The following is a 12290-nucleotide window of genomic DNA, read 5'->3' as shown; positions in this document are numbered from 1 at the left end:
CATGGAAGAAGCGGCATCCCCGCGAGACGACCGGCCGGTCATCGCGCTGCGCGGCGCCACCGCGTCGCTCGGCGCCCGCCCCGTCCTGCGCGGCGTCGATCTGACCGTCCACGCCGGAGAGGTCGTCGCCCTGCTCGGGGCCAACGGCTCCGGCAAGTCCACGGCCGTCCGCTCCGTCATCGGCCAGGTCCCGCTGACCGGCGGCGACCTCTCCCTCTTCGGTACGCCGCTGCGCCGCTTCAAGGAGTGGCACCGCGTCGGCTACGTACCGCAGCGCACCACGGCGGCGGGCGGGGTGCCCGCCACCGTCCGGGAGATCGTCTCCTCCGGGCGGCTGGCCCGCAGCCGGTTCGGGCTGCCGCGCCGCGCCGACCGCGAGGCCGTCCACCACGCGCTGGAGCTGGTCGGGATGGCCGACCGCGCCAAGGACTCCGCCGCCGCGCTCTCCGGCGGCCAGCACCAGCGGGTGCTGATCGCCCGCGCGCTGGCCGTCGAACCCGAGCTGCTGATCATGGACGAGCCGATGGCCGGGGTGGACCTCGCCAGCCAGGAGGTGCTGGCGGGCGCGCTGCGCGAACAGGTCGCCCGCGGCACCACCGTCCTGCTCGTCCTGCACGAACTGGGCCCGCTGGAGCCGCTGATCGACCGGGCGGTGGTGCTCCGCGACGGCTGCGTGGTCCACGACGGGCCGCCGCCGGAGGCCGTCGGCCAGCACGCCCTGCCCGGCCACGACCACGTCCACCCGCACGCCGACGACACGGCGCCCGCGGCGCTGGGGACGGGACTGCTGAGCTGACATGGAAATCCTGAACTACGCCTTCATGCAGCGGGCCCTGATCGCCGCCCTGATCGTCGGCGTCACCGCGCCCGCCATCGGCATCTACCTCGTCCAGCGCCGCCAGTCGCTGATGGGCGACGGCATCGGCCATGTCGCCCTCACCGGCGTCGGTCTCGGCTTCCTGATCAACAGCGGCTCGTCGTGGGCCGGTCCGGTGTGGATCGCCACCTTCGTCGCCATCGCCGGCTCCGTCGCCATGGAGCTGATCCGCTGGTACGGCAAGACCCGCGGCGATCTGGCGCTGGCCATGCTGTTCTACGGCGGTATGGCGGGCGGCGTGATGCTGATGAACCTCTCCGACGCCGGATCCAACGCCAACCTCAGTACGTACCTCTTCGGCTCGATCACCACCGTCTCCGCGCAGGACATGACGGCGATCTGCGTACTGGCCGCGCTGGTTCTGGCGATCACCGTGGGGCTGCGCCGGCAGCTCTTCGCGGTCTGCCAGGACGAGGAGTTCGCCCGCGTCACCGGTCTGCCGGTGCGGCTGCTGAACCTGCTGATCGCGGTCACCGCCGCGGTCACCGTCACCGTCGCGATGCGCGTCGTCGGCCTGCTGCTGGTCTCCGCGCTGATGGTGATCCCGGTCGCCGCCGCCCAGCAGATCAGCCGCAGCTTCGCGGTCACCTTCGCGCTGGCCGTGGCGATCGGCGTCGGCGTCACCCTGACCGGCACCGCGACCTCGTACTACGTGGACGTGCCGTCCGGCGCGACGATCGTGCTCTTCGCCATCGCCGTCTTCGTCCTCTTCACGCTGCTCGCCGCACCGCTCGCCAGGAAACGGGCACGGGCCGCCGCCGGGGGCGCCGACGGGTGCACCCTGGAAGTACCCGGGGGCCGCGCTCCGGCGGACGACGTACGGGTCTGAGCGCGGGCCGGCCCGCGGACGCCGCGAGGGAGTAAGTGGTCCCCCGGCGATCCGGTCATCACCTGGCACAATGGCCACACGCCCGTCCAGGGGGACGACCACGACCTAGGAGGCAACGGTGGCGACGAGCGCGGGATCCCCGGTACGCGGCCGGTCGACGCGACAGCGGACCGCGGTGTCGGCCGCTCTCGACGAGGTCGACGAGTTCCGCAGCGCCCAGGAACTGCACGACATGCTCAAGCACCGGGGCGACTCGGTGGGCCTGACCACCGTCTACCGCACGCTCCAGTCGCTGGCGGACGCCGGTGAGGTCGACGTCCTGCGGACCAGCGACGGCGAGGCCGTCTACCGCCGGTGCAGCACCGACGACCACCACCATCACCTCGTCTGCCGCACCTGCGGCAAGGCGGTCGAGGTGGAGGGCCCGGCGGTGGAGAAGTGGGCCGACCAGATCGCCGCGGAGCACGGCTTCCGCGATGTCGCCCACACCATCGAGATCTTCGGTACCTGCGGCGACTGCGCGGCGGACGAGCGGAAGTAGCGGCGCCCCGTACGCGGAAAGGGCCGCCTCCCCGAGCGGGAGGCGGCCCTTTCGCATGCCCGGCGCCGGATCAGGTCGCCGACTCGCCCTCGGCGACCGGTGCCGCACCGAACCGGCGGTCCCGCTTGGCGTACTCCAGGCAGGCTTCCCAGAGGTTCCGGCGGTCGAAATCAGGCCAGAGAATGTCCTGAAACACCATCTCGGCGTAGGCGCTCTGCCAGATCAGATAGTTCGAGGTGCGCTGTTCGCCCGACGGGCGAACGAAGAGATCAACGTCCGGCATGTCCGGGTAATACATGTACTTGGCGACCGTCTTCTCGCTGACCTTGGACGGGTCGAGTTTGCCCGCCTTCACGTCCGCGGCGATGGCCGCGGCGGCATCCGCGATCTCCGCCCGACCGCCGTAATTCACACAGAAATACAGCGTCATCGCGTCATTGTCCTTGGTCTGCTCCTGGGCGATCTGGAGTTCCTGGACGACGGACTTCCACAGCTTCGGCATACGCCCGACCCAGCGGATACGGATACCCAGCGCGTCCATTTCGTCGCGCCGCCGCCGGATGACATCACGGTTGAAGTTCATCAGGAAGCGGACCTCGTCCGGGGAACGCTTCCAGTTCTCGGTGGAGAAAGCGTAGAGGGAGAGGTTCTTCACGCCCATTTCGATGCAGCCCTTGAGGACATCGAGAACGACACCCTCGCCGACCTTGTGCCCTTCGGTGCGCGGCAGCCCGCGCTCCTTGGCCCACCGGCCGTTTCCGTCCATGACGATGGCCACATGCTCGGGGACCAACTCCCCGGGGATCTTCGGGGGCCGCGCACCGGAAGGGTGCGGCTCGGGCGTCTCGTATTCGCGTCGATTACGGCCCAGAATTCCGCGTCGTGCCATGCGGCCCACGTCTCCCATTGTCTTGAATACCGAGGTCGGTCCATTTCGCCGGGCGGCTTCGCGCCGCCGCCCGGACCCTACCGCCGGGCTATTTCTCCACGTACCGGAGCGAACGCAGACCGCGCTCCAGATGCCAGTGCAGATACGCCGCGACGAGTGAGCTGCCCTCCCGGACGTGCCGGGGTTCGCTCGCGTCCGCGGTCTCCCAGTCGCCGGTCAGCAGCGCGCTGAGGAGCCCGATGGCCTCCGAGGAGGGTACGACGCTTCCCGGGACCCGGCAGTCGCCGCACACCACCCCGCCCGAAGCGACCGAGAAGAACCGGTTCGGGCCGGGCAGCCCGCATTTCGCACAGCCGTCGAAACTGGGTGCGTAGCCGTTGACCGCCAGCGAACGCAGCAGGAAGGCGTCGAGCACCAGGTGCGGTTCGTGCTCGCCGCGGGCGAGCGTGCGCAGCCCGCCGACGAGGAGGAGGTATTGCTGCACCGCCGGTTCGCCCTCGTGGTCGGTGAACCGCTCCGCGGTCTCCAGCATCGCGGTCCCCGCGGTGTAGCGGGCGTAGTCGGTGACGATCCCGCCGCCGTACGCCGCCAGCGACTCGCTCTGGGTGCACAGCGGCAGCCCGCGCCCGATCAGCTCGCTGCCGCGGGCGAAGAACTGCACATCCACGTGGGAGAACGGCTCCAGCCGGGCGCCGAATTTCGACTTCGTGCGCCGCACTCCGCGCGCGACGGCCCGCACCCGGCCGTGGCCCCGGGTGAGCAGTGTGATGATCCGGTCCGCCTCCCCGAGCTTCTGGGTGCGCAGCACGATGCCGTCGTCGCGGAACAGACTCATGGCGCCATTGTCCCGCATCCGCCGGGGCCGCCCGGGGCCCGGCCGGGGCGGGAGGCGGCCGGGGCGCGGGGCCCGGCAGGCGCGGGTGGCGGCGGGCGGCGGGCCCAGCACGGGCGGCGGGCCGAATCGGGAGCGGCACGGAGGCGGGGCGGCGGCCGGGCGGCCGGGCCCGGCGGGAAAACGCGCACCGGCGGCGCGGGCGGACCCCATACGGCGGAAATGCCGGTAACGGCGGAAATCGCGGAAAGCTCGGGAAACCCGGAAGGCCGGGGAATTCCTGGTGGTGAACCGGCCGGAGAAGCTCACAGGCGGACGAAGAGGGCCGCCGGGCGGCGGGGTGGAGCCTTTTCGGCCCGGACCCCGCCGGGAAGGGCGTCAGGCCAATTCGCCTCTGCTGCGGGCGTTCACGTACGCGGTCGTCGCCCGGAGACGTTCGGTGACGGTGGCCGGCCGGACCGTCGTACAGGCACATTCCCAGTCCCGGCCGCCGCCGATCGGCCGCAGCCGGAGGATTTCACCGTCGACCGCCACGACCTTGCCGACCCGGGCCGTGCGGATATCGAGGGCGAAGCCGCCGACCGGCGGGCGGCCCGCGGTGTTCATCGCTCCCCCAGCGCGTCCGTCAGCCGGCGGGCGACATCCATCGTGCAGCGGCCCAATTCCACCAGCGGGAGCATGGCGTAATTGGCACAGGAAACGGGGTCGGGACCAAGGGACGGCAGGATGATTCCCGCGCGCGCGAGGGTATTTCGCAATTCTTTGGTGACGGATTCAACTTCTTCGATCCGGTCCATCGGAGACCCACACCTTCTGTCGGAGCTTTCGCCGTTGGGGGGTAAAGAGTGACCCCTCGGCCCGGAGTGCGCAACGAGGGGCGCACCGCAAAGCCCGGACCGGGTAACCCGGACCGGGTTATGGCCAACGCTTCACATGGAGGTGAACTCCGGGCCGTACGGACCCCATTCACGGGCGACGTGGCCCCGCTCCGGCGAAAGCCCGCACCCCGGCACAAGGGGCGCCCGTTCGCGCACGTATTCCTTTTCCGGCAGCCCGCCGAAGGGCCCGGTGGGCGGGAACGCACCGGGCCGTAAGCCCCCTTTCGGTGCGGTGCCCCTTATTCCGCGGAGACCGGAAATCCGGCCGTCCTTTCGAGAAAAGCTCAGAGGGTGAGCGAAAACCCGTCAGCCCCCGCGGAGTTCACGGTCGGCGGCGGAGCGGGTACGCCGCCGATGCGGCGCCGCCCGGGTGATCCTGAACGGGGCGCCGGAGCGCGGGAGCGCACGGAACAGGCGCACGGAAATGCCCGCCGCGCCGGGGCGCGTGCCCGTTCCCGCCCGTACGCCGCCGACCCGTCGCGCGTCCCCGTAGATCACCGGGACCGTCACGTCAACTGCCCCCTTCCGTACGGATGTTGTACGGCGATCTTCCTCCGCTCCTCCCTGGTGGCGAGGGCGGTGGCGCCCTACGCTCTCTTCTCGTCGCCGCGGCCCTCGCCGCGGGCATCCCTGACCTGGCCGCATCGGCGTCGGAGGAAGGCAAGCAATGCACCGCCGCCCGCTCGAACACCCCGCCGCGGCGCATCCGCACCCGCTCCGGCGGCACCTGCGGCAACCGCCGGAGGCGGCGCGACGGCCCTCCGCGTGCCACCGCCGCCCGGGAGCGCCCCCGCCCGCTCCCCCCTCGGCCAACGGGACCGCAGCACACCTTCCGCGCCCCTTCGACCACGCCGGGAACGACCCGTCCGCCACCCCGACGCGCCGGTAACATCCCGTCAGACCCGGTACTCCGTAAGGCAGTTCACGCTCGCGCGGCGGCGCTGCCGGCCGGACGGAACCGTGTCCACCGGCCCGTTCCCCCAACGAGGATCCCCGATGACATCCATACCGGAGGCGCTGTTGTGGTGCCTCAGCGCAGGAACGGCCGCCGCCGTGGTGCTGGCCGGGTGCCTGCTCCGCGCGCAGCGGCAACGCAAGATCCTCACCGGGCGCCTGACCGCCGCCGAGGAGCAGCACGCGGCGACGGTACGCGGCAACACCGAACTCACCGCCCGGCTGCGGGCCACCGAGGCGGAGATCCGGCATCTGGCCGGCGCGCGCATCCCGGACCTGACCACGTCGCTGGCCCATCCGCACATCCCCGTACGCGGCCTCCTCGACGCGCGGTTCGCGGACTCCGAGACCGACCACGCGCTCACCGCCGTCCTGGACCAGATCTCCGAGGCGGTCACCAAGGAGCGGCTGCGGGTCGACGCCGCCGCCCAGGCCACCCTGCGCGGCGCGACCACCACCATCCAGGCGCTGCTCTACCGCCTCCAGACCGCGCTCCAGGAGATGCAGCACCGCCACGACGACCCGGCGGTCGCCCAGGACCTGCTCCACGCGGACTTCCTCAACGAGCAGGCGCTGCGGCGCATCCAGGCCACCGGCGTCGTCTGCGGCGCCTGGCCGGGCCTGACCCGGGAGGACTCCTACCTCGCCGAACTCGTCGTCGGCGCCACCTCCCGGCTGCGCGGCTACGAGCGGGTGCAGGTCAGCAACCAGCTCCGGGACCCGGTCGCGGTCGTCGCCCGCGCCGTCGAGCCGGTGGCGATCACCGTCACCGAACTCCTCGCCAACGCGCTGCACCACTCGCACCGGGAACTGCCGGTCACCGTCACGCTCCAGCAGGGCAACCGCGGCGCCTCGGTGATCATCGACGACTACGGCGTCGGGATGCACCCCGACGAGATCGAGCACGCCATGGCGCTGATGTCCGGCGACCGGGACGTCCTGCTCACCCAGCTCGGCGACCCGCCGCGGGCCGGTTTCGCCGCCGCCGGCCAGTTGGTGCGCCAGTACGGCTTCGGGGTGCACGTCGAGTCCTCGCCGTACGGCGGGGTACGCGCCGTGATCTACATCCCGGGTGATCCGCTCCTGACCGTCCTCGACGAGAGCCGGCAGCCGATGTCCGTCATGGCCCCCGTACCGCACCGCCCGGCCGCCTCGGCGGGCGCCGTCCCCGCGACGGGCAGCGGCACCAGCCCCGCGCCGGTGGCCGCCCCGCACGCCCCCGCGCAGCACGCCCCCGCACCGGCCACCGCGTCGTACGCGCCGGGCGCGCCGGCCGGGCACCCCGAGCCCGGGGCCGCCCCGGGCTCCGATAACGAACTGCCGCGCCGCCGGCGCCGCCGGGCGGTCGCCGAGTCCGAGCCGGCTCTGCCCCGCAGCGAGCCGGTCGCCGACCGTACGCCCGAAGAAACCGCCTCCCGCTGGGCCGCGCTCCAGCAGGGCACCGAGTCCGGGCGGGCGGCCGCCGCCCGCCCGGAGCCCCCTCGCTCCCCCGAAGGGAATCCCCACGCATGAACACGCCCACCCGCCGCCGTGTCACCGAGGACAAGTCCTGGGTGCTGGCACCGCTCCTGGAACTGCCGCACGTCATCCACGCCGCCGTCATCTCGGGGGACGGCTTCATCGAGGGCTCCTCGCCCGGTCTGACCCGGGAGGCGGCCGAGGGCGTCGCCGCGATGATGTCCGCGCTCCAGGGCGCCGGACGCGCGGTGACCGCCGCCTTCGCCGAGCGGGACGCCACCTTGCGGCAGACCGTCGTCGAGTCCGAGCAGGGCTGGGTGTTCGCCATCCCCGCCGGGGAGAACACCTGCCTCGCGGTCTTCGCCGGGCCCGAGGTCAACATGGGCATCGTCGCCCACCACATGCAGGTGCAGGTGGCGACGCTGGGCTCCAAGGTCATGAACAGCCCGGCCCGGGACCTCGGCAGCCCCGCATGACCCCGCGGCAGAACGGCAGGCGCCTCGTACCGGCCTATCTGGCCACCGGCGGGCGGGCCCGGCCCAGCCGCAACACCCTGGACCGGCTGACCCTGCTGCACGGCGTGGACGCGCCGCCCACCAGCGAGTTACGGCCCGAGGAGCGCCGGATCCTGGAGCTGCTGCGGCCCGGGGCGCTGTCGCTGGCCGAGGTCGCCGCCCATCTGCGGCTGCCCGTCTCCGTGGTCAAGGTCCTGGTGGCCGACCTCGTCGACGCCGGACGGCTGCACGCCCGTGTCCCCATACCCGAAGCCGAGCAATTCGACCGGCAGATCCTGGAGAGGGTTCTCGATGGACTCCGCTCTCTCAAGTCCTAGCGGCGCGCCCGCCACCGGCGGCGGCTCGATGTACCTGTCCGGCAGCGACCAGACCCTCGTCAAACTGCTGGTCGCCGGACCGTTCGGGGTCGGCAAGACGACGCTGATCCGCGCGCTGTCGGAGACCCGGCCACTGCACACCGAAGAGGTGATGACGCAGTCCGGCGCGTTCGTCGACGACCTCGCCGGGGTGCGGGAGAAGACCACCACCACCGTCGCCATCGACTTCGGGCGGCTCACCCTCCCCGGCGACCTCGTGCTGTACCTCTTCGGCACCCCGGGGCAGAAGCGGTTCCGTCCGCTGTGGCAGGACATCGCCCGCGGCGCGCTGGGCGCCCTCGTCCTCGCCGACACCCGCCGGCTGGCGGACTCCTTCGAGGTGATGGACATCATCGAGGAGGCCGGACTGCGGTACGCCGTGGCCGTCAACACCTTCCCGGACGCGCCGCACTACGACGTCGAAAAGCTCCGCGACGCCCTCGACCTGCACCCCGAGACACCGCTGGTGCTCTGCGACGCGCGCGACCGTGACCAGTCCGTCGACGCGCTGATCGCCCTCGTCGGACATGTGCTGGCCCATACGCCCCAGGAGAACCAGAACCCGTGACTTCCCCGTACGAACCGGGCGCCGCCCCGCCGCCCGGCTGCCCCGCGCACGCGCACGGCGGGGCGGCCGCCGGACCGCCGGAAGGCCACGCGCCCGGCCCCGCCGCGCCCGGCGGCGCCCCCGCCCCGCACCCGACCGGTGAGCAGAGCGGGCTGGTCAGGATGTACGACCCGGAGTTCGCAGCCGACCCGCACCGCTACTACGCCCATCTGCGGCAGTACGGCGCGCTGGCCCCCGTCGAGATCGGCGCCGGCGTGACCGCGATGCTGGTCACCGACTACCGCGCCGCCCTCGACCTGCTCAACGACGACACCACCTGGTCGAAGGACTCCCGAAGCTGGCAGCAGACCGTGCCGCCGGACTCCGCGGTGCTGCCGATGCTCGGCTGGCGGCCCAACGCGCTCTTCTCCGACGGCGACACCCACCGGCGCTACCGCCAGGTGATCACCGACAGCTTCCGCCTCGTCGAACCGCACGAACTGCGCGCCCGCGTCCGGCACGCCGCCGACAGCCTCATCCGGAAATTCGGCGCCCGCGGCGATGTGGACCTCATGCCGGAGTACGCCCAGCGGCTGCCGCTGCTGATGTTCAACAACCTCTTCGGCATGCCCGAGGAGTACGGCGACCAGCTCATCGCCGCCGTGGGCGGGCTGATGGACGGCGCGACGCCCGAGGAGGCGACCAGCGCCGACGCCGCCTTCACCGCGTACATCATGGAGCTGGTCGGCCGGAAGAAGGCCGAGCGGGGCGCCGACCTCACGTCGTGGTTCCTCGACCACCTCAACGGGCTGGAGGACGACGAGGTCATCGCGCAGATCGTCGTCACGCTGGCGGCGGGCAACGAACCGCTGTCCAACCTCATCGGCAACGCGCTCTCCCGGATGCTCTCCGACGACCGCTACTACAGCACCCTCTCCGGCGGCGCCCTCACCGCGAAGGACGCCATCGACGAGGTGCTGTGGAACGACCCGCCGGTGGCCAACTACTCCGCCCACTACCCGCGCCGCGACGTGTTCTTCCACGGCACCTGGGTGCGCGCGGGACAGCTTGTGCTCGTCTCGTACGCCGCCGCCAACACGCAGTTCGGCCGGGTCTCGCTCGACGACCGGTCGGGCAGCGGCGCCCATCTGGCGTGGGCGGCGGGGCCGCACATGTGCCCCGTGCAGCGGCACGCACTGGTGATCGCCACCACCGCGATCGAGCGTCTCACCGCCTGGCTCTCCGACATCGAACTCGCCGTTCCGGCGGAGACGTTGACGTGGCGGCCCGGCGGGTTCCAACGGGCCCTCGCGGCTCTTCCGGCCCGCTTCACCCCCATCACTCCCGACCAGGCAGGAGCCACACCATGGGACAGCAGCCCGTCGCCATCGACCCGACCGGAGCCGACATCCACGGCGAGGCAGCCCGCCTCCGCGCGCTAGGCCCCGCCACCCGGGTCCGGCTGCCCGACGGCCCCGAGGCATGGGCGATCACCAGCCACGCGCTGCTCAAGGAGCTGCTGACCGACCCCCGCGTCTCCAAGAACGCCCGCGCGCACTGGCCCGCCTGGCAGCGCGGCGAGTACCACGAGACCTGGCTGCAGACCTGGGTCGGCGTGAACAACATGTTCACCGCGTACGGCGACGACCACCGGCGGCTGCGGAAGCTGATCGCTCCGGCGTTCACCGCCCGCCGCACCGAGGCGATGCTGCCGTCCGTCGAGCGCATCACCACCGCGCTCCTCGACGACCTCGCGGAGGTGCCCGCCGGCGTCACCACCGATCTGCGGGCGGGGCTCGCCCACCCGCTGCCCATGCAGGTCATCTGCGAACTGTTCGGCATCCCGGACGGCGACACCCGCGCGGAGCTGGCCCGGCTCTCCGAGATCATCATGACCACCGTCGACCCGGAGGAGGCCGGGGTCACGCTGGTGGCCATCCATGAACTCCTCGGCAGCCTCGTCGCGTCGAAGCGGAAGGAGCCCGCCGAGGACCTCACCAGCCTGCTGGTCTCCGCCCGCGACGACGACGGGCAGAAGATGAGCGAGGCGGAGCTGATCGACACCCTCCTGCTCGTCCTCGTCGCCGGTCACGAGACCACCGTCAACCTCATCGGCAACGCGGTGCACGCCTTGCTCACCCACCCCGACCAGCTCCACCTGGTACGCGACGGGAAGGCGAGCTGGAACGACGTCATCGAGGAGACCCTGCGCCGGTCGCCGAGCGTGGCCAACCTGCCGCTCCGCTTCGCCGTCGAGGACATCGCGCTGCCGGACGGCCCGGTCATCCGCCAGGGCGAGCCGATCCTCGCGGCCATCGCCGCCACCGGCCGGGACGCGGAGCGCCACGGCCCCACCGCGGACGCCTTCGACATCCGGCGCGCCGACCCCGAACACCTCACTTTCGGCCACGGCGTCCACCACTGCCTCGGCGCGCCGCTGGCCCGGATGGAGGCCAGGACCGCCCTCCCGGCGCTCTTCGACCGCTTCCCGGACCTGGACTTCGCCGTCCCCGTCGAGAAGCTCCAGCCCTCGGGCGGCTTCATCGTCGGCGGCTTCCGGGAACTGCCGGTCCGCCTGACCCGCGGCTGACCTCACGCGAACGGCCGCCGGCCCCGCCGCCCCACGAGGGGTGACGGGGCCGGCGGCCGTCCGGACGGGGTACGCGCCCGGGCCGGTCAGGACGGGGTACGGGCCGCCGCCAGCAGCCGTTCGGTGTCGGCGCCCGCCAGCGTCAGGGCGGCGCCGACGGTCGCCAGGACCTCCCGCTCGGCGGGGGTGTACGCGCCGTCGGCGAGGGCGATCCGGGCCGCCTGGAGCAGCAGCGCCTCCCGGCCGGCCGGGGCGAGGTGCGGGGCGAGCGGGCCCAGGGCCGCGTGCAGCTCGATGGCGAGCGCCGTGCCGCACGGGTCGAGGCCGCGGGCCGCGCCGTCGTCGCCGGTCACCGTCCCGCACGCGGGGGACAGCGCGCCGGTGTCGGCGGCGAGCGCGGCGAGGAGAGTCAGCAACTGGTCCTCGCAGCAGTCGGGGAACCCGGCGTCGCGGACGGTGGCGACGGCGGTCTCCCGCACCGCCCGCGAGGTGGTGCCACCGGCCGCCAGCAGCGCCAGCGTGACGGTGTGCACCGCGTCCCGCAGCATCGCGGAGAGCCGCACGGTGGTCGGGTGGTCCAGGGCGTCCGGGGCGAAGCGGCCGCGGCAGGCGGAGCATTCGACGACCGGTCCGGCCTGACCGCGGGAGAGCAGCGGGAGGCCGAGGACGGTGAGGCGGCGGTGGCCGGTGCGGCGGCGGTAGTTGCGGTCGCCGCCGCAGTCGGGGCAGAAGAACTCGCCGTCGGCGACGGTCCGCCAGGACGTGCGTACGCCCACCACACCCAGCTTGACCATCGCGTCAGACCTCCGAATCTCCCCCGTAGCCATGAGGGCACCGAACGTCTGCTTCTCGGCCCCTTCGCCGCACCGACGTGATGTTAGCCACATCCGCGATCCGGCGTCAGCACCCCGGACGGACAACGGCCGAATGACGGAGGGTGCCCCCCGCCGGGACGAAGCGGCGGGCGGCCGGTTGACGCCGGCCCGGCCCCGTACGCGCGGTGCCCCGCCCGCCGCGTACACGG

General features: G+C 72.7%; 14 protein-coding genes. 9 read left to right on the top strand and 5 right to left on the bottom strand.

Translation table 11 applies throughout. From position 1 onward, the window contains the following. Window position 1: 1 nt before the first annotated feature. The 3 genes from ACGH2B_RS19745 to ACGH2B_RS19735 all read left to right on the top strand — a co-directional run bounded on the left by ACGH2B_RS19745 (window position 2) and on the right by ACGH2B_RS19735 (window position 2247). Window positions 2-796 (top strand): metal ABC transporter ATP-binding protein, encoded by a 795-nt coding sequence (locus ACGH2B_RS19745; protein WP_399097137.1) that lies wholly within the window; start codon window positions 2-4, stop codon window positions 794-796. A gap of 1 nt (window position 797) precedes the next feature. Beyond that, window positions 798-1706, top strand: coding sequence for a metal ABC transporter permease (locus tag ACGH2B_RS19740; RefSeq protein ID WP_399091277.1), 909 nt, complete (start codon window positions 798-800; stop codon window positions 1704-1706). Window positions 1707-1824: 118 nt separating this feature from the next. After that, window positions 1825-2247: a Fur family transcriptional regulator gene (locus ACGH2B_RS19735; protein WP_399091275.1), complete on the top strand. Its 423-nt coding sequence runs from the start codon at window positions 1825-1827 to the stop codon at window positions 2245-2247. Between the two features lie 70 nt (window positions 2248-2317). Here ACGH2B_RS19735 and ACGH2B_RS19730 read toward each other — a convergent pair whose 3' ends face one another. The 4 genes from ACGH2B_RS19730 to ACGH2B_RS19715 form a co-directional block, all read right to left on the bottom strand. Then, window positions 2318-3136, bottom strand: a complete 819-nt coding sequence (locus ACGH2B_RS19730; protein ID WP_399091272.1) for an isoprenyl transferase — start codon at window positions 3134-3136, stop codon at window positions 2318-2320. Window positions 3137-3224: 88 nt separating this feature from the next. Beyond that, window positions 3225-3971 (bottom strand): DNA repair protein RecO, encoded by a 747-nt coding sequence (gene recO / locus ACGH2B_RS19725; protein ID WP_399091269.1) that lies wholly within the window; start codon window positions 3969-3971, stop codon window positions 3225-3227. A 375-nt stretch (window positions 3972-4346) separates the two neighbouring features. After that, window positions 4347-4574 (bottom strand): hypothetical protein, encoded by a 228-nt coding sequence (locus ACGH2B_RS19720; protein WP_399091266.1) that lies wholly within the window; start codon window positions 4572-4574, stop codon window positions 4347-4349. Next, window positions 4571-4765, bottom strand: a complete 195-nt coding sequence (locus ACGH2B_RS19715) for a hypothetical protein (protein ID WP_399091263.1) — start codon at window positions 4763-4765, stop codon at window positions 4571-4573. Before ACGH2B_RS19715 ends, ACGH2B_RS19720 begins: the two co-directional genes overlap by 4 nt. A gap of 1077 nt (window positions 4766-5842) precedes the next feature. Here ACGH2B_RS19715 and ACGH2B_RS19710 point away from each other — a divergent pair. The 6 genes from ACGH2B_RS19710 to ACGH2B_RS19685 are packed head-to-tail and all read left to right on the top strand — an operon-like array spanning window position 5843 to window position 11266. Then, window positions 5843-7312, top strand: a complete 1470-nt coding sequence (locus ACGH2B_RS19710; RefSeq protein ID WP_399091260.1) for an ATP-binding protein — start codon at window positions 5843-5845, stop codon at window positions 7310-7312. Further along, entirely contained in the window at window positions 7309-7734 is a 426-nt protein-coding gene (locus ACGH2B_RS19705; protein ID WP_399091257.1) for a roadblock/LC7 domain-containing protein, read from the top strand. Before ACGH2B_RS19710 ends, ACGH2B_RS19705 begins: the two co-directional genes overlap by 4 nt. Further along, entirely contained in the window at window positions 7731-8090 is a 360-nt protein-coding gene (locus tag ACGH2B_RS19700; RefSeq protein ID WP_399091255.1) for a DUF742 domain-containing protein, read from the top strand. Before ACGH2B_RS19705 ends, ACGH2B_RS19700 begins: the two co-directional genes overlap by 4 nt. A gap of 28 nt (window positions 8091-8118) precedes the next feature. Then, the gene (locus ACGH2B_RS19695) at window positions 8119-8697 is read left to right on the top strand and encodes a GTP-binding protein (RefSeq protein WP_399097134.1); all 579 of its coding nucleotides are present in this window, start codon (window positions 8119-8121) and stop codon (window positions 8695-8697) included. Continuing rightward, entirely contained in the window at window positions 8694-10118 is a 1425-nt protein-coding gene (locus ACGH2B_RS19690; protein ID WP_399091252.1) for a cytochrome P450, read from the top strand. Before ACGH2B_RS19695 ends, ACGH2B_RS19690 begins: the two co-directional genes overlap by 4 nt. Then, entirely contained in the window at window positions 10043-11266 is a 1224-nt protein-coding gene (locus ACGH2B_RS19685; protein WP_399091249.1) for a cytochrome P450, read from the top strand. The genes ACGH2B_RS19690 and ACGH2B_RS19685 overlap by 76 nt, the downstream gene beginning before the upstream one ends. Before the next feature lie 86 nt (window positions 11267-11352). On the opposite strand, the gene ACGH2B_RS19680 is transcribed toward ACGH2B_RS19685, so the two are convergent. Then, window positions 11353-12060, bottom strand: a complete 708-nt coding sequence (locus tag ACGH2B_RS19680; protein ID WP_399091246.1) for a TerB family tellurite resistance protein — start codon at window positions 12058-12060, stop codon at window positions 11353-11355. Window positions 12061-12290 lie beyond the last annotated feature (230 nt).

This window comes from Streptomyces sp. BBFR2 (genome assembly GCF_044497305.1).
Classification (GTDB): Bacteria; Actinomycetota; Actinomycetes; order Streptomycetales; family Streptomycetaceae; genus Streptomyces.
The sequence above is the reverse complement of the archived record's forward strand: the minus strand, read 5'-3'. Positions and strand labels throughout refer to the sequence as shown.

Bases quoted from the DNA above. Each gene is read 5' to 3' on its own strand.
- ACGH2B_RS19745 (WP_399097137.1), top strand. From the start codon at position 2: ATGGAAGAAGCGGCATCCCCGCGAGACGACCGGCCGGTCATCGCGCTG.
- ACGH2B_RS19740 (WP_399091277.1), top strand. From the start codon at position 798: ATGGAAATCCTGAACTACGCCTTCATGCAGCGGGCCCTGATCGCCGCC.
- ACGH2B_RS19730 (WP_399091272.1), bottom strand. From the start codon at position 3,136: ATGGCACGACGCGGAATTCTGGGCCGTAATCGACGCGAATACGAGACG.
- recO (WP_399091269.1), bottom strand. From the start codon at position 3,971: ATGAGTCTGTTCCGCGACGACGGCATCGTGCTGCGCACCCAGAAGCTC.
- ACGH2B_RS19720 (WP_399091266.1), bottom strand. From the start codon at position 4,574: ATGAACACCGCGGGCCGCCCGCCGGTCGGCGGCTTCGCCCTCGATATC.
- ACGH2B_RS19715 (WP_399091263.1), bottom strand. From the start codon at position 4,765: ATGGACCGGATCGAAGAAGTTGAATCCGTCACCAAAGAATTGCGAAAT.
- ACGH2B_RS19710 (WP_399091260.1), top strand. From the start codon at position 5,843: ATGACATCCATACCGGAGGCGCTGTTGTGGTGCCTCAGCGCAGGAACG.
- ACGH2B_RS19705 (WP_399091257.1), top strand. From the start codon at position 7,309: ATGAACACGCCCACCCGCCGCCGTGTCACCGAGGACAAGTCCTGGGTG.
- ACGH2B_RS19700 (WP_399091255.1), top strand. From the start codon at position 7,731: ATGACCCCGCGGCAGAACGGCAGGCGCCTCGTACCGGCCTATCTGGCC.
- ACGH2B_RS19695 (WP_399097134.1), top strand. From the start codon at position 8,119: ATGTACCTGTCCGGCAGCGACCAGACCCTCGTCAAACTGCTGGTCGCC.
- ACGH2B_RS19685 (WP_399091249.1), top strand. From the start codon at position 10,043: ATGGGACAGCAGCCCGTCGCCATCGACCCGACCGGAGCCGACATCCAC.
- ACGH2B_RS19680 (WP_399091246.1), bottom strand. From the start codon at position 12,060: ATGGTCAAGCTGGGTGTGGTGGGCGTACGCACGTCCTGGCGGACCGTC.